The sequence below is a fragment of the Microcoleus sp. Pol12A5 genome (assembly GCF_036701435.1).
Taxonomy (GTDB): Bacteria; Cyanobacteriota; Cyanobacteriia; order Cyanobacteriales; family Microcoleaceae; genus Microcoleus.
In genome coordinates, this window is the sequence record NZ_JAUBQU010000135.1 from 1 (window position 1) to 15,770 (window position 15,770).

At 47.3% G+C, this 15,770-nt stretch carries 13 protein-coding genes; 6 read left to right on the top strand and 7 right to left on the bottom strand.

Annotation, left to right across the window (positions count from 1 at the left end; all coding sequences use genetic code 11):
* The first annotated feature begins 149 nt into the window (after positions 1-149).
* Positions 150-1,649: a family 10 glycosylhydrolase gene (locus QUA45_RS24355; RefSeq protein ID WP_333222330.1), complete on the top strand. Its 1,500-nt coding sequence runs from the start codon at positions 150-152 to the stop codon at positions 1,647-1,649.
* A gap of 228 nt (positions 1,650-1,877) precedes the next feature.
* On the opposite strand, the gene QUA45_RS24360 is transcribed toward QUA45_RS24355, so the two are convergent.
* From QUA45_RS24360 to dusB, 3 genes are all read right to left on the bottom strand, one after another.
* Positions 1,878-2,528, bottom strand: coding sequence for an NAD(P)H-dependent oxidoreductase (locus QUA45_RS24360; protein ID WP_333222331.1), 651 nt, complete (start codon positions 2,526-2,528; stop codon positions 1,878-1,880).
* A gap of 160 nt (positions 2,529-2,688) precedes the next feature.
* Positions 2,689-3,609 (bottom strand): ornithine carbamoyltransferase, encoded by a 921-nt coding sequence (argF, locus tag QUA45_RS24365; RefSeq protein ID WP_333094753.1) that lies wholly within the window; start codon positions 3,607-3,609, stop codon positions 2,689-2,691.
* Between the two features lie 99 nt (positions 3,610-3,708).
* Positions 3,709-4,719 carry a tRNA dihydrouridine synthase DusB gene (gene dusB, locus QUA45_RS24370; RefSeq protein WP_333222332.1) on the bottom strand — a complete coding sequence of 337 codons (1,011 nt, stop codon included), beginning with the start codon at positions 4,717-4,719 and terminating at the stop codon, positions 3,709-3,711.
* A gap of 463 nt (positions 4,720-5,182) precedes the next feature.
* Here dusB and QUA45_RS24375 point away from each other — a divergent pair, with 463 nt between their 5' ends.
* The 3 genes from QUA45_RS24375 (at position 5,183) to QUA45_RS24385 (ending at position 9,040) form a co-directional block, all read left to right on the top strand.
* Positions 5,183-6,775 carry a glucose-6-phosphate isomerase gene (locus tag QUA45_RS24375; protein WP_333222333.1) on the top strand — a complete coding sequence of 531 codons (1,593 nt, stop codon included), beginning with the start codon at positions 5,183-5,185 and terminating at the stop codon, positions 6,773-6,775.
* Between the two features lie 63 nt (positions 6,776-6,838).
* Positions 6,839-7,573, top strand: coding sequence for a response regulator transcription factor (locus QUA45_RS24380; RefSeq protein ID WP_333094756.1), 735 nt, complete (start codon positions 6,839-6,841; stop codon positions 7,571-7,573).
* A 63-nt stretch (positions 7,574-7,636) separates the two neighbouring features.
* Positions 7,637-9,040, top strand: a complete 1,404-nt coding sequence (locus QUA45_RS24385) for a hypothetical protein (RefSeq protein WP_333094757.1) — start codon at positions 7,637-7,639, stop codon at positions 9,038-9,040.
* 77 nt (positions 9,041-9,117) lie between these two features.
* Here the strand turns inward: QUA45_RS24385 and QUA45_RS24390 are convergent, their stop codons facing one another.
* The 4 genes from QUA45_RS24390 to murC form a co-directional block, all read right to left on the bottom strand.
* Positions 9,118-9,621, bottom strand: coding sequence for a low molecular weight protein-tyrosine-phosphatase (locus tag QUA45_RS24390; RefSeq protein ID WP_333222334.1), 504 nt, complete (start codon positions 9,619-9,621; stop codon positions 9,118-9,120).
* A 179-nt stretch (positions 9,622-9,800) separates the two neighbouring features.
* Entirely contained in the window at positions 9,801-10,151 is a 351-nt protein-coding gene (locus tag QUA45_RS24395; protein ID WP_006634273.1) for a YbaB/EbfC family nucleoid-associated protein, read from the bottom strand.
* Between the two features lie 62 nt (positions 10,152-10,213).
* A complete protein-coding gene (gene murB / locus QUA45_RS24400; protein ID WP_333094759.1) occupies positions 10,214-11,170 on the bottom strand; it encodes a UDP-N-acetylmuramate dehydrogenase in 957 nt (318 codons plus the stop codon).
* A 150-nt stretch (positions 11,171-11,320) separates the two neighbouring features.
* Complete coding sequence (gene murC, locus QUA45_RS24405; RefSeq protein ID WP_333094760.1) at positions 11,321-12,877, bottom strand: UDP-N-acetylmuramate--L-alanine ligase; 1,557 nt, start codon at positions 12,875-12,877, stop codon at positions 11,321-11,323.
* A 963-nt stretch (positions 12,878-13,840) separates the two neighbouring features.
* On the opposite strand from murC, the gene nadD reads away from it, so the two are divergent.
* Both nadD and QUA45_RS24415 read left to right on the top strand, forming a co-directional pair.
* Entirely contained in the window at positions 13,841-14,557 is a 717-nt protein-coding gene (gene nadD / locus QUA45_RS24410) for a nicotinate (nicotinamide) nucleotide adenylyltransferase (protein ID WP_333222335.1), read from the top strand.
* Positions 14,558-14,748: 191 nt separating this feature from the next.
* Complete coding sequence (locus QUA45_RS24415; protein ID WP_190656404.1) at positions 14,749-15,768, top strand: type I glyceraldehyde-3-phosphate dehydrogenase; 1,020 nt, start codon at positions 14,749-14,751, stop codon at positions 15,766-15,768.
* Positions 15,769-15,770: the final 2 nt, after the last annotated feature.

The window sequence follows — 15,770 nt, forward strand, 5'->3', positions numbered from 1 at the left end:
TAAAGGACTGTTAAACGCTCTCTCACACATTTCTGATGCGAAATACCAAAACATTCTTTTTGTCAAGCTTGTTCCTGATTGGCTTAACAATTAGTTTTCTGCTGACTCCTGGTTGGTTCTCCAACTTCCCATCCCGCGCGATTGCAACTATGCCCCCGCAAACCCAAACCGCCGAATTTCGGGCTTTCTGGGTTGACGCCTTCAACCCCGGCTTCAAAACCCCTCAAGAAGTCACAAAATTGATCGCAGACGCGCAGCGGGCAAATGCCAACGCGATCGTCGCCCAAGTCCGCCGCCGTGGCGATGCTTTTTACACGAGTGCGATCGAACCCCGCACCCTCGATCCCAACGTTCCGGCGGGTTTCGATCCCCTGCAAGATTTGATTTACAAAGCCCACGCCGCAGGCATTGAAGTATACGCTTGGATGGTGACGCTGCCGGTGGTTTCGGGCACCAAACTTCCCGCCGGTCACGTTTGGCAACAACACGGGCCCAATGCGCCGGGAATCAACAATTGGGCGATGCTGACTTCGAGCGGGGAATCACCCGGTTTCCTCGATCCCGGCCATCCAGACGCCGTAGATTATACTGTTTCCGTCTATTTGGACTTGATCGAGCGCTACGATGTGGACGGCGTACAGTTGGATTACGTGCGCTACGGCGGGCCGACTTGGGGCTACAATCCGACTGCGATCGCCCGTTTCAATCAGCAAACAGGTCGATCGGGCAAACCCGCACCCACCGATCTCGCCTGGATGCAGTGGCGGCGCGATCAGGTGACAAATTTAGTGCGGAAGCTGTATGTAGAAAGCCTTGCGATTAAACCGCGTGTTAAAATTACCGCCGCCACGATCGCCTGGGGAGACGGCCCGAAAAACGATGCAGGGTGGTATCAAACGCAGCCTTACAAAGAAGTATTGCAAGATTGGCGCGCTTGGCTGGAAGAAGGGATCGTAGACATGGCGATGCCGATGACTTACCAGCGCGAGTACAAACCATCGCAAAAACTCGCTTATGACCACTGGATCGAGTTCGCCAAAGACCACCAGTACAACCGCCAAATTGCGATCGGCCCCGGCAATTACCTCAACTACATCGAAGACACTCTAGGCCAGATTCGTCGCGCCGAACAGCCGTCTGCGAAAGGAAATCACGTCGCAGGTACGGTGCTCTATTCCTACGCTAGCAGCAACGTGTACACGAATGTGGAACTGCGATCGGGCGGTAGCGGAGATTTGCCCCGCCAGCCTTGGAAATACGTTCCCCAAAGCAACGATTTGTTTTACACCGCGCTTTCGCAGCCGAGTCAATACGTTGATGCTGCGACGGGCAAAACCTATGAAACTCAGCCTGTGTGGGCGACAGCAGCAGCGGTTCCCGATATGCCTTGGAAGTCGCGGCCGACTACAGGTGCGATCACCGGAAATTTGCAGCCGTGTGCTCAAACTTGCGACGGTGCGAGCTTGACATTGCAGTCGATCGATGCTGCAGGCAAGGTGCGCCAACTGCGCGCCGATGGTAAAGGATGGTTTGGGGCGATCGAGCTTTCTCCGGGAACTTATCAGTTGAAAGTTGACGGAAGTCAAATTCAACAAACAGTTAATGTTGTTGCAGGTGAAGTAACAAAAGTGAATTTCGGAGCCTCTTAATATCTTTTTAGGGTGCGCCGAGGTGCACTATTACGATCGACTTACAGCGTACCCCGGGTTTATAGAACCCATTTAGGATCTTTTTGTTGTCTGACAAGCCTTTGAGGTATCTAGGTTGTATCTGGTTTGATGCCTGTTAGCTTAAAGTCCTGACTCTGGTATTAAATCCTCTGGTAAAACGAGCCCCTCAAAACCATATAGTTCGCTCAAGAAGATACCAAATGGGTTCTATAAAGTTTCTAAGATTTCTGACTTAGGGAATCTTACTTTTGCGAGTGAAGCATACTTATCTGCTTCAGAGCGATAGCCAGCCGCACAAGCTACGACGGTAGTAAAGCCTTTTGCAGAAAGACCCAACACGCGATCGTAATTGACAGGTTCAATTCCTTCCATTGGACAGGTGTCAACACCAAGCAATGCAGCACTGGTCATAAAGTTGCCCAGTGCAATATAAGTTTGGTGCGTTGACCATTGATTGATATTAAAACTGCGGGCACCATCCACCAAGTCACTGACGATTAGACTCCGATATCCTGCCATTGCCTCTACATTCCCGCCCCGCAGCTCGGCAGTGCGAGCTATAAAGCGATCGACATCCTCGGCAGTGAGATTCTTTTTAATCGCGAACACAACATAATGAGAGCAATCAGTAACCTGTGACTGATTCCAGGACAGGGGCTTGAGCTGTTCTTTAAGTTCCGAGCTGGTGATAATCAGAAATTTCCAAGGTTGAAGCCCATAAGAAGATGGTGTTAACACTAACGCATCTTCTAAAGCTGTCCAGATTTCTGGAGCAATTGTTTTGGCTGGATCGAACTGTTTGGTGGCATATCGCCATTTGAGATTTTCGAGTAAGTCTGTCGGAGTGATGTGATTCATTTCTTTTACTTAAGAGATTGCAATTAATTATGGTTGAAACGGATAATTACAGGCTGGTTGCAAATAATCCTCGTTCCAATGAAATGATAACGGAAGCGGTCTGCAAAAAGTAGCGAGCAGGTCGATTTTATCCCCCGACCGACTAATTTTTAGCTAATTCCTAATCGCTTTCCAGAATGCTTGCGAGCAAAGCTTGCTGAGCGTGCATCCGATTTTCTGCCTGATCCCAAACGCGGGATTGACTGCCTTCAATCACTGCATCGGTAATCTCTTCATCCCGGTGTGCGGGCAAACAGTGCAATACAATTGCATTCTTATCTGCTAACTTCAGCAATTGTTCATTCACCTGATAGGGTTCAAACAAAGGAATCCTGATTTTTGCTTCCTCTTCCTGTCCCATACTCGCCCAAACATCAGTATAAATCACTTGAGCCTTCTTAGCAGCAGTTTCCGCATCAGCAGTCACAGTAACTTCTGTTTTTCCCTGAGCAATTGCCTTAGCTTTTTCCACAATCTCAAGATTCGGTTTGAAATCGTCAGGGCAAGCAATTCTGACATTTATCCCCGTCATTGCACAGCCCAACATCAGCGAATTTGCCATGTTGTTACCGTCGCCAAAATAAGTCAGCGTCAATCCTTCTAGCTTGCCAAAACACTCTTTAACTGTCATTAAATCCGCCAGCACTTGACATGGATGTTCGTCATCGGTCAGTGCATTAATTACAGGAATTTTCGCATAATTGGCAAAAGTTACTAAATCTTTTTGCTCGAAAGTCCGAATCGCCAAAATGTCTAAATATCTGTCTAAAACCCGGGCTGTATCTACCAAAGGTTCGCCGCGGCTGACTTGTGTAACGTTGGGATTGAGGTCAATCACTTGCCCTCCCAATTTATACATTGCTACCGTAAAACTTACCCGCGTTCGCGTTGAAGCTTTGGAAAATAACAAGCCGAGAACTTTATTGCGTTTCAGCTTGACCATTCCCGATTTTAAACTGGCTGCTAGATCCAGCAAATAATTTAATTCGTCAATGCTTAAATCTGCCAGACTTAATAAATCTCGCCCTTTTAAAGAATCCATGCTTTCCCCCACACACAAATTTTTAACTGTGTCTTAAATCTTAGCCCGCAGAGGTAAATTTTGTTTCTGTAATCCTTAGTTGACATCTGCGGGTAAGGTTTATGCGGGCAATTGCTCGATCGCGCGATCGATCGAATCGCAACCTTGTTCAACAGTTTCTACCACAGCCAACACGCCCCGCAATTCCCCAGCGCCGGGGAAACCCTTAGCATACCAGGTTAAGTGCTTGCGCGCTTGGGAGACACCGCTTTCACCTTTATATTCCCACAATGCCCGCAAATGTTCTTTAGCACATTCGAGACGTTCAATTGGTGTCGGAGGTATCTTTTCCACACCAGTTTTCAAGAAATAATCAACTTCTCCCACCAAAAAAGGATAGCCCAAAGTTCCCCGCGAACACATGACTCCATCAGCGCCGGTTTCTTCCAGACATCGCATCGCTGCTTCTACTGAAAAAATATCCCCGTTAGCAATAACTGGAATCGATAAAACTTCTTTAACTCGGCGAATCCACTCCCATTTTGCCGGGCCGGTGTAACCTTGCGATCTAGTGCGGCCGTGCACGGTAATCATTTTTGCTCCCGCATCTTCCATCCGCTTCGCAAATTCCAAAATATTAATTTCTTTGTCAGTCCAACCAATCCTAGTTTTAACGGTGACAGGAACATCTACCGCTTCCACAACAGCCCGCACAATTGCCTCGGCCGTTTCCGGGTCTCGCAGCAGGGAAGAACCGCCTCCGTTTTTAGTAATTTTGTTAACCGGACAGCCCATATTAATATCAACAGTATCTGCTCCTTCTGCCACTGCTTTCTGCGCCGCTTCTGCCAAGAAATCCGGCCGGCAGTCAAACAATTGAATGCTAATCGGGCGCTCGTTCGGGTCAACTTCCATAATTCTCGGCAGTTGCTTCACGTAGTGCAAACCCGTAGCGTTCACCATTTCCGTGTACATCATCGAATCCGGCGCGTAGCGGCGCACCAGGCGGCGAAATACCAAATCGGTAACGCCGGATAAGGGCGATTGCAGGACGCGACTTTTAACTTCAAAATCGCCGATTTTAAGCGGAGTTGCTAACCTTTCTTTTAATTCGGGAGATAGAGTAAGCATAGTGGATAGCACTTTAATTCTAATATCTGTATATTATACTACACTTCAGATAGTTGACAGTTGTTAATTATATTTTTAGCCGATTATTGAGTGACAGCTAAAAGTATATTTAACCTGACCGCAATGCCTATTTTACACATCCAGATCGCCCGAATTTGAATATTGTTAAACGAGGGGTCAAAGCCCAACCCCGATTACACTTAAATCTCTGTGCCGGTTCGATCTATCTATGGGGTGCGATCTTTAATGAGGGATCTACCTACTAAGAGTGTTGCCCAAGTCATATTTTTATTGTTTAATTGTGCCGAAAGCTCTGCCTGCCTTCGGTTCCGGCTGCCTTCAGACGACTAATGCTTAAATTTATTGGGATTCTGCAAAAGCCGTACATCAGATCGTTTTAAACTACAATTGGTGGATTCCTGACGACGCCGATCGAACATTAAAAAAATTGTAGAGAATTCCTATGGACGCCGCAGCACTCTGGCAACGCTATCAAGACTGGCTTTACTATCACGAGGGATTGGGACTTTACCTCGATATCAGCCGCATGGGATTCGACGACGCTTTCGCAGCAGCACTGAAGCCCAAATTTGACAAAGCTTTTAAAGACATCGCAGCTTTGGAAGCAGGTGCGATCGCCAATCCCGATGAAAACCGCATGGTGGGCCATTACTGGCTGCGAAACCCCGATTTAGCTCCCACTCCAGAATTAAAACAAGAAATAGTCGAAGGGATAGCACAAGTCGAAGCATTTGTCAAGAAAGTTCAAAACCGCGATATTAAACCGCCCTTTGCTCCGCAATTTACCGACATAATTTCGATCGGCATCGGCGGTTCCGCCCTCGGCCCCCAATTTGTCGCCGAAGCTTTATCCCCAGACATTCCGCCCCTAGCAATACATTTTATCGACAACACAGATCCGGCTGGGATCGATCGCATTCTTAACAAAATCAAAGACAAACTCGCCAGCACCCTAGTAATTACTATCTCCAAATCCGGCGGCACCCCCGAACCCCGCAACGGTATGATCGAAGTTCAAAAAGCCTTCGCCGCCGAAAAACTGGATTTTGCCAAACAAGCAATTGCCATCACCGGAGTTGACAGCCAACTAGACAAATTAGCCAAATCCGAAGGCTGGATTACCACTTTTCCAATGGCAGATTGGGTGGGAGGACGCACTTCCGAATTGTCAGCAGTTGGACTTTTGCCAGCAGCTTTGCAAGGCATCGACATTCGGGCGATGCTCGACGGCGCTAAAGTCATGGACGAAGCTACCAGGATTCCCGACATTAAAAACAATCCCGCCGCCCTTTTAGCCATGAGTTGGTATTTTGCCTGCAACGGACGTGGCGAAAAAGACATGGTAGTTTTGCCGTATAAAGATTCACTGCTATTGTTCAGCCGCTACTTGCAGCAATTAGTCATGGAATCGATCGGCAAACAGGAAGATTTAGACGGCAATACAGTTCATCAAGGAATCGCAGTTTACGGCAACAAAGGCACCACCGACCAACACGCTTACGTCCAGCAACTGCGAGACGGCGTGCCGAATTTCTTCCTAACATTTATCGAAGTTTTGCAAGACAGGCAAGGCATTTCCCCAGAAGTAGAAACCGGCGTCACTTCGGGAGATTATTTGTCTGGTTTGTTGCAGGGAACTCGACAAGCTTTGTACGAAAATCACCGAGATTCAATTACTGTCACAATCCCCCAAGTCAACCCTCGGACAGTAGGATCATTAATCGCCCTCTACGAAAGAGCCGTAGGTTTTTACGGTTCCTTGGTGAATGTCAATGCTTATCACCAGCCAGGGGTTGAAGCAGGCAAAAAAGCGGCCGCTGCTGTATTGGACTTGCAGCAACGGGTACTGCAAGTGCTCAAAGACGCCCAAAAACCTCTGTCTGTAGCAGAACTAGCAAAAAAAGCAGGAAGACCAGAGCAAATCGAGACAATTTACAAAACTCTGCGGCATTTGGCAGCCAACGGGCGCGGCGTAGCTTTGGAGGGCAAATTAGGACAACCGGCTACTTTAACTGCAAGTTATCAAGAGAATTAAACAGTAGAATTAAACATTAAAAGTGAAATTAGTCACTTTTAATGTTTAATTTTTAATTCCCTCATGCCATTAACTATTCTGGTTGCTGACGACGATTTCGCGACTCGCTTGTCAATTACTGATTATCTAGAAATTACCGGATACTCTGTAATCGCTGCTGAGAACGGCAAAGAAGCTTTAGGCCTGGTAGATGAATTTCAGCCCCACTTGATTGTTACCGACATTACAATGCCCGAGATGGATGGCTACGAATTCGTGCGGCGAGTTCGGACTCGTCCCGCTTTCCGCTTGCTGCCGGTGATTTTTTTGACGGAACGCACGAGCACGCAGGAACGGATTCGCGGCTATCAGATGGGGTGCGACAATTATCTGGCGAAGCCTTTTGAACTCCAGGAATTGGGGGCGGTTATTCGCTCTTTGCTCGATCGCTACGCTCTAATCGCTCAGGCCCCCTCTCGTTCCCCGGAACCCGAACCGACCCCAACAGAGGCACCCAGCAGAGGCAATGACAAGCCAGAAGCAGATTTTTTAACTCCAAAGTCAAACACAGGCGATTCCCTACGGGATAGCTCCGCTTCACGGGCATCTCCCAGCCAAAATGCTCCGACTTTGACTCAGCGAGAGCGACAAGTGCTAGATTTGCTGACAGAAGGTCTTTCTAATATTCAAATAGGTTCCAGGCTCCACCTCAGCCCTCGAACTATCGAAAAGCACGTCAGCAGCTTGTTCAGAAAAACTGAAAGCAACAACCGAGCAGAACTCGTTCGCTTTGCGATGGAACACCATTTAGTCAGATAACCGCCAACGCGATCGGGCAAGAAAATTACCTGCGCTTACTTACCACACTGAATAAATAGCATCATGGTCAACAATTACTTAAAAAATCAGAAAATTCTATATGCAGCAGCATTAGCAGCTTCCATAATTTTCTGTATTGCCATGACATCAATGGGAATCACCAAGTATTACAGCGTTTTACAGGGTGGAGAAAACTATAACGATTTCCCTTCCAGCGGTTTCAGTCTCATCCGACTTATAATTAACGGTTCCTACTTGGTAGCAACGGTTACATATATTATCTGGTTAAGTCAAAAAAAGCAAACAAGTTCCAGCTTTCTAGACATTTGTAAGTATGCAATCCCCTTTCTGGCCATTGCCCTCATAGCTTATCCCCAAAGCAATGACATTTATATGTACTTGCATTACGGAGTAATGAGCTTAAATAAAATCAATCCTTACTTGAATACGTCTGATAGCTTTGTCTCTAGCTTATCCCCGTTCATGCACTGGTTTCAAACTTCCACATACGGCCCGGTTTCTCTGTTCTTTTTTTCGGTATCAGCACTTGCAGTACCCATTAGCCCGTTAGTGGGAATTTATTTCTTTAAAATAATATGTTTATGCGTACATATACTAAATGCTTACTTGATTTGGCGATTACTCAAAAATCCCGAGAACCGTAGCCTGATCGCAATGGCATATCTACTCAATCCAATGCTCTTGAACGAGCAGATAGTTAATGCTCATCTTGACGTTTTGCTGGCTAATACATTGATTGTTTTTATAGGATGTATTTATTACCAACGTTATGTTTTGGCAATTTTACCAATTTGGGTGGGTTTTCTAGTAAAAACATTACCTCTAATTTGGTTTCCCTTAGTTTTTGTTTTCCTCTGCAAGCAGCGTCGGTGGAGAGATTTAGCAGCAGTATCCCTACTTTCTTTATTAATAATTACAGTCATAACTTATAGCTTTTTACCAACAGTTGCAGCTTGGAAAAGTTTGTTAAATCCAGGAGTAGCCTTGGTTACAGCTCGCTCGTTTCACCACCTGATAAATTTATGTCTGAACTTCTTCCCAAATATAACTTTTGAAACCCGCCAAAGTATCCTATCCTTCCTTAAAGTTTTTTCCTATTGTATCTGGATGATTTACTACCTAGTGACGTTACTTAAATCATACTTCCGCAGCAACTATTCTGAAACCAACTTGGTATCAGATATTGGATGGATAACTCTTAGTTTGTTTTTGTTTGCTACACCTTGGCTAATGCCTTGGTATCCCTCTATTCTGCTGCCAATTGCTGCTTTGAGTATCAATGCTCCCCATTTTGTCTTGACAAGCTTAACTTTTGCTCTGTTTCCCAGTATCCTTTTAGGGGGAGGGGGTGGAAATAATCCGCTCTCTATACTTACAATTTTGATCACTGTTATTCCTCCTACAGCCTTACTCGTACTAAGGCGAAGATTTGTCAGAAGTATTTAAGTTATAGTTCCAAAGAAGAGAGAAAATATAGTTTCCGATCACACCGAGAGTTTACAGTAGCTGTCGATCGCAATTTTCTAACTTTCCTTCTTCCCACCAACCCTTAAGCCTTCCTGACTGATAACATACTCCAACAAACCCTCGCAGGCATCTAACAGTAAATCAATTACTCGATCGAATCCCTCCGGTCCACCATAATAAGGATCTGGCACTTCTTTCAGGTCATATTTCTGACAAAAATCGCACATCAGCCGCACTTTATCTTTATACTTTCCCGTAGTATCCAGGGCAAGAATATTGCGATAATTGTCCCGATCCATCGCCAAAATCAAATCAAAATTTTCAAAATCTTTCCTGGTAAATTGGCGGGCTTCGCCTAACAATTCAATGTCTCGCTTCCTCGCCGCCAATGCCATCCGCCTGTCAGGGCGGCTACCAATGTGATAGCTAGCAGTTCCGGCAGAATCGCAGGTGATATGATCGCTCAAACCAGCTTGTTGAATTAAGTGATTCATAATATTTTCTGCTGAGGGCGATCTGCAGATATTTCCGAGGCAGACAAACAATAATTTATAAGACATTTAATTGATAATAAGTAATTAGTAATTTTTAATAGAAAGGAAGAAAGAAAATTTTTCCTTTCCCCTTTTTCCAACGTTTTGTGTTTCAGACAAATTAATCAGTCATTAGCTATAGCTTCCTTTTTAAACACAGATAGCTAACAACTAATGACTGATGACTAATGACTGATCGCTAATGACTAACCGAAACCGGGGAGATTTAGTCCACCGGTGAGTTCTTCCATTTTCTCCCGCATCGTCATCGTAGACTTAGCGTAAGCATCCTGCATCGCCACCGTGACGAGTTCAGAAACCACATCAGCACCTTCACCGAGGGCATCAGGTGAGATTTCCACGCGGCGGGGTTCTTGGTTGCCGCTGAGAAAAACCTTGACCAAGCCACCGCCGGCAGTTCCCTCAATTTCCATTACATCCAACTCTTCTTGGAGCTTTTTAGCTCCTTCTTGAACCTGCTGAGCTTTTTTGAAAGCTTCAGTCAGTTCTTTCATTTTTCCCAGGCCGAAGCCAAATCCTTGTCCTGATTTTGTCATAACTACTTTGTGATGGTGTGTGGGCTGGCAGTCTGCCGTTTCCGTATTACTTCAATGATGCCTTAGAAGGGAAACTCTCCCAGTATTCTAACTTCTGGCTCCAACAACAGCGACCACCGCTGCTCGACTTGCTGTTGAACGTGGCGGATCACTTGAAAAATATCATTGGCCGTTGCCGACCCGCAGTTAAGAATAAAATTAGCATGGCGCTGAGCCACTTGTGCGCCGCCGATCTGATATCCCTTCAGTCCCGCTTGTTCGATGAACCAACCTGCCGTCTTGGGGCCGGGGTTACGGAAGACTGAGCCACAGCTCGGTAAGTGGTAAGGTTGAGTTGTCCGCCGCTGGCTGAAATGGTCATTAGTTTCTGCCATTACTTGCGCTCTGTCGAATCCCGGCTGTAACTGGAAAGTCGCTTCAGTCACCAGCCGATCGCCCCCTTGCAGCACCGAAGTCCGGTAGCGGTACTCCAACTCTTGGGGAGTCAGAATTTCTACCTTACCACCAGGGGATAGGACGCGAGCGTTGACCAGAATATCAGCCGTACAGCCTCTGTGAGCGCCTGCATTCATCACCACAGCCCCTCCCACGGTGCCCGGTATGCCGACTGCCCATTCAAGACCTTTCCAGCCCCGTTTAGCCGCCAACCAAGCAAGGCGGGGAATTGACTCCCCCGCCCCGGCTGTAAGTTGACCTGTTTCTGGATTAAAATTCACCTGTTTGAGGTAGCGAGTGGCGACGACCAAACCGGACAAACCCCGATCGCTCACCAACAAATTAGAACCCGCACCCAGCAGAGTCACCGGCACTCCTTCATCGTGTGCCCAGGCAAAAGTCGCTTGCAAAGCCTCCATACTGCGGGGAGCAACGTACCACTCGGCAGGGCCGCCGACTCGGAAGGAAGTCAGACCCGCCAGCGAAACTTGGGAATTAATCTTGCAATCAGTTCCCCGCAAAGAAATAGGAGAATACACTCGCCGATTGTCCTTAACAGAGGAGTCATTCGAGATAGTCACCATCTTGAAAATCCTTAAAAATACCTTCGCTCAAAGACGTGGTTGAAAATCCATTTAGCTAACTTATGTGGCCGCTTTGAGCGAGCCGCCCGACAGAAGTTTCCGCACAACGTGCAACGCCATAATGTCGATCGACTCTACTCAGTTGGCGAGCTAATCGGGGCGATCGGCTGGTTGATAAAAAGCCATAACCTCTGGAATAATCTGATTCAGATTACCAGCGCCCAAAAACAGAGCCAAATCCCCCGCTTGCAGATTTTGGGTTAAAAACTTAGTGACTGACTCCAGAGAAGGCGCAAACTCAACCTGTCGGCCTTCTTTAGCAATCAAATCAGCAACCTGCTGCCCGCTAATCTCTCCTAAATTTGGTTCCCCAGCACTATAAATATCGCAAGCCACAACCAAATCAGCATCCCCAAAAGATTGAGCAAATTCTGGCAAAAATGTCAGAGTCCGGCTGTAACGGTGGGGTTGAAAAATTGCAACCACTCTTCGGGATTTGGGATTTTTTTCGCTACCTTCGATACGCAAGCGAGCGGCCGCCAAGGTAACGCGAATTTCGCTAGGATGGTGGGCGTAGTCGTCCACAAACAGGATGTCATTGTGAAAACCCCGCACCTCAAAACGGCGGCGAGCGCCTTCAAACCCGGCAATCGCTGTGGCAATCGCCGAAAACTCTAACCCCAACAATCGACCCACTGCTACTGCAGCTAGTGCATTGCTGAGATTGTGTGTGCCTAGCAACTTCAACTCCATTTCCCCTAGCAAAGCTCCTCGCTCCCAAATGCGGGCCTTGGTGCTTGCGGCTCCGTACTCCACGCCCGAAACCGTGTAGTCAGCACCGCTGTCCGGCTGCAAGCTATAACTGACATGAGGCTGAAGGCAGTCTTTGACGATTTGGTCGTCAATGCAGCCCACCAAGGTTTGACAGTTTTGGGCAAACACCTTAAATGTGTCTATTACCTGGTCAAGGGTATCGTAATGGTCTGGATGATCCAGTTCCACATTCGTCACTATGCCAATTTTGGCAACCAGCTTGACGAGAGAACCGTCGGATTCATCAGCCTCGGCAACTAAGTAGGGGCCTTCTCCCAAACGGGCATTGCCTTCCCAAGCATTTACCTCGCCCCCTACTACGATTGTCGGGTCTAGACCCGCAGCCATCAGCATGAAGCCGATTAAGCTGCTAGTAGTAGTTTTGCCGTGAGTCCCCGCTACGGCTATGCTTTGGTAATCTTGAATTAACGCTGCCAACACATCCGATCGATGAAAAATCGGACAGCCCAAATCTAAAGCAGCTCGATATTCGGCATTTGCCGGGTGAATAGCCGTCGAACATACTACTTGAGGCAATTTCGGAATTGCTTGAGCACTTGAACCGTTGCCGTTGAATTGGATAGCTTCCGCTGTCGCTACAGAAGTCCCTACCGTACCAGCGACTGCCGAGGATACCGCCCTTTCCTGCAGCTCGCGGTCGGGACTGCTACCGTTAAGGGTCGTTTGAAATAATTCAAAATTGCTGGCGTCTTGACGCCAAAAAATGTGAGCTCCCATTTCTTGCAAGCGCTCGGTTATGTGACTCGATTTAATGTCGGAGCCGTACACAGGCAACTTGCGTTTAGCTAGAATGTAGGCAAGGGCTGACATCCCAATCCCACCAATGCCGATGAAATGAAATGGTCTACCGCTGAAATCAACAGAACTCGGCATCTTCGCTCCTCACACACCACACCACGCCAATAACACGCGATATCATATCAAGAATTGTTTTTTCAGGATACAGTTCGCTAGAGATTTTGTACAAAATTCTCTGCGCGTCCCTAGATTTGCGGGACTTGTAGAGATGTTTGTCTTGTATCCTATATGACTTAGTACCGAGTAGTTTTCCGGAACAGTCACAGCTCGAAAATAGCAGGTAACAGAAAACGGGGTCTGGGGTCTGGCCCAACAGACTAATTTTGGGTGCTTGCATACTCCTGCATTCTTTCTATTTCTATCCGCCTGCTGTGCTCGGATACGGCAGCAAAAGCCCCACAACCTTTTTACCAAGATTGAGGGTAAAACCCATAAGGATTTACAAACACTACCACGTATGACCAAATTTCGCTCTTTTTATAGTCATAAATCTACCTTTACGGTCATTTTCTCTCCCAAATCAGAGATTGACACGATCGCAGCTATAGTATATATTCTTACTTTATTGTATATATACAAGTTATGCAGTTAGTCGGAATAGTCGCAAAGCCATAGATCGAACCAAATCATTGGTTTTGATCGAGAAGCCGATCGACTATCTTGGCAGCCCTTAAAATTTTTACCACTGCGATAAATATATCTACCGTCAAAACTTTTTCGGTCGCCTACAAACGAATGCTCAGGCGGTCGATCGCGCACTCAAAACAAGTTGGGATTGATATTGGCAAGGTTAATCATCCAGTCCCGCACCCACTCTGACGCTCAGAACCTGGTTTTTTAAGTCTTCTTGAAGGTTTGAACGAATTAAGGGGGTTGAAAAAACCGGTTTTAGCGTCCGGGACGATCCTCGAAACTAGGGTCGTCCAGGGGTTTGTCCCCAATGAAAACCGAGGGTTTTCTAATAAACGAGCTTGTGGTTAAAAGCGTATAAAAATAAAAGTGGCGCGATGTCTGTATTAATCCTGATTTGGGGGAAATATGGCGAAAATAGCGATTTTGGGGGGGACTTTTGATCCGGTTCACTGGGGTCACGTGTTGGTAGCCGAGACGGCTGCGAGTCAATTTGCTCTCGATCGAGTCATTTGGGTACCGGATCGCTCTCCTCCTCACAAAGAGCGCCCGGATTTGGCAAGTTTTGAGCAGCGGCGGGAAATGCTCGCTCTGGCGATCGCCGATCGCCCCGACTTCCTAATTTCGCCGCGGTCGGCAAATCCCTCCGACAGTTCTTTTGCGATCGACACCCTGCTGTATTTGCAAAAATTGTATCCAGGCGATCATCGCTGGTACTGGATTATTGGTAGTGACGCACTCCTTACTCTCCCCAAATGGCACCGGTGCGGCGAAATTGGCGGGTTGTGCGACTGGTTGGTAGCCCCACGTCCGAGTCAGGAAGATCTAGAGACAGCAGAAAGCGGGGAGATTGGGGGACTGTCCGAGTGGGGAGATTGTCCGAGTGGAAAACCCATCGATTCCGCAAGGGACAGGATGCAGGTTCAGGCAAATGCTGTGGGCCGGCGAGTTGCCGAACAAATGGCTCTTTTGGACGTGGAAATTCGCTGGGAGGTGCTTTCCATGGCTGCGATCGAGATTTCGTCGAGCCACATCCGCCGCTGCTGCGCCGAAAGAATCAACCTCCGTTACTTAGTCCCGGAAGTTGTCGGGACTTATATTGCAGCCCATCAGCTTTACCAGTAACCAGCGGCAGAAAGCCTAATGCCTTCGGCCTTGCAATTTCAGCCTTCTAGAAAAGTTCAAGCTTTTTTGATCGACACAAAAAGTTAGAAAGGATCGACCTTTGCGATATGATCTTGTCTCATAAGTCAATTCTTAAATTTTTCCAAAATTTAAGCCTGAGCTAGAGGCTGCCATCGTTAGGAGGTACTAAAGTGATTCGAGTCGCGATCAATGGTTTTGGACGTATCGGGCGCAGTTTTGCGCGCTGCTGGCTGGGCAGAGAAAACAGCCAGCTAGAGTTGGTAGCTATTAATGACACTTCCGATCCCAGAAGTAATGCTCACTTGCTCAGATACGATTCCATGATGGGAACGTTGAAGAATGTGGACATCAGTGCGGATGAAAATTCCATTACTCTCAACGGCAAGACAGTTAAATGCGTGAGCGATCGCAACCCGCTAAACTTGCCTTGGAAAGATTGGGGTATTGATCTGATTATTGAATCGACCGGCGTCTTCGTTGACCAAGCTGGTGCATCGAAGCATATCACTGCCGGCGCTAAAAAAGTGCTAATTACCGCTCCCGGCAAGGGTTCTGAAGTTGGCACTTATGTGATGGGAGTCAACCACCACAACTACAAGCACAGTGACTACACAGTCATCAGCAATGCTAGCTGTACTACCAACTGTCTGGCTCCTGTGCTGAAAGTGCTGCACGAAAATTTTGGCATCGTCAAAGGCATGATGACCACTACCCACAGCTATACTGGCGACCAGCGCTTGCTGGATGCCAGCCACCGAGACTTGCGGCGGGCCCGGGCAGCAGCAATGAATATTGTGCCGACTTCTACCGGAGCAGCCCAAGCTGTGGCTTTGGTGATTCCGGAATTGAAAGGCAAGTTAAATGGTATTGCCATGCGGGTGCCGACTCCCAATGTGTCGGTAGTTGATTTTGTGGCTCAGGTAGAGAAAAAGACTTTTACCGAGCAAGTAAATCAAGTGTTCAAAGAAGCTGCCTCCGGTTCCATGAAAGGGATTTTGGAGTACAACGATTTGCCTTTAGTTTCATGCGACTATCGCGGAAGTGATGCTTCTTCGATTCTGGATTCCAGCTTGACGCTGGTGATGGATGGCGACATGGTGAAGCTGTTGGCTTGGTACGACAATGAGTGGGGCTACAGTCAGCGGGTGGTTGACTTGGCTGAATTGGTCGCCGAACGTTGGGAAGCCTAGTA

Bases quoted from the DNA above. Each gene is read 5' to 3' on its own strand.
- murB (WP_333094759.1), bottom strand. From the start codon at position 11,170: ATGGTGACTATCTCGAATGACTCCTCTGTTAAGGACAATCGGCGAGTG.
- QUA45_RS24395 (WP_006634273.1), bottom strand. From the start codon at position 10,151: ATGACAAAATCAGGACAAGGATTTGGCTTCGGCCTGGGAAAAATGAAA.
- QUA45_RS24360 (WP_333222331.1), bottom strand. From the start codon at position 2,528: ATGAATCACATCACTCCGACAGACTTACTCGAAAATCTCAAATGGCGA.
- dusB (WP_333222332.1), bottom strand. From the start codon at position 4,719: ATGCTTACTCTATCTCCCGAATTAAAAGAAAGGTTAGCAACTCCGCTT.
- murC (WP_333094760.1), bottom strand. From the start codon at position 12,877: ATGCCGAGTTCTGTTGATTTCAGCGGTAGACCATTTCATTTCATCGGC.
- QUA45_RS24375 (WP_333222333.1), top strand. From the start codon at position 5,183: ATGGACGCCGCAGCACTCTGGCAACGCTATCAAGACTGGCTTTACTAT.
- nadD (WP_333222335.1), top strand. From the start codon at position 13,841: ATGGCGAAAATAGCGATTTTGGGGGGGACTTTTGATCCGGTTCACTGG.
- argF (WP_333094753.1), bottom strand. From the start codon at position 3,609: ATGGATTCTTTAAAAGGGCGAGATTTATTAAGTCTGGCAGATTTAAGC.
- QUA45_RS24355 (WP_333222330.1), top strand. From the start codon at position 150: ATGCCCCCGCAAACCCAAACCGCCGAATTTCGGGCTTTCTGGGTTGAC.
- QUA45_RS24385 (WP_333094757.1), top strand. From the start codon at position 7,637: ATGGTCAACAATTACTTAAAAAATCAGAAAATTCTATATGCAGCAGCA.
- QUA45_RS24390 (WP_333222334.1), bottom strand. From the start codon at position 9,621: ATGTCTTATAAATTATTGTTTGTCTGCCTCGGAAATATCTGCAGATCG.
- QUA45_RS24380 (WP_333094756.1), top strand. From the start codon at position 6,839: ATGCCATTAACTATTCTGGTTGCTGACGACGATTTCGCGACTCGCTTG.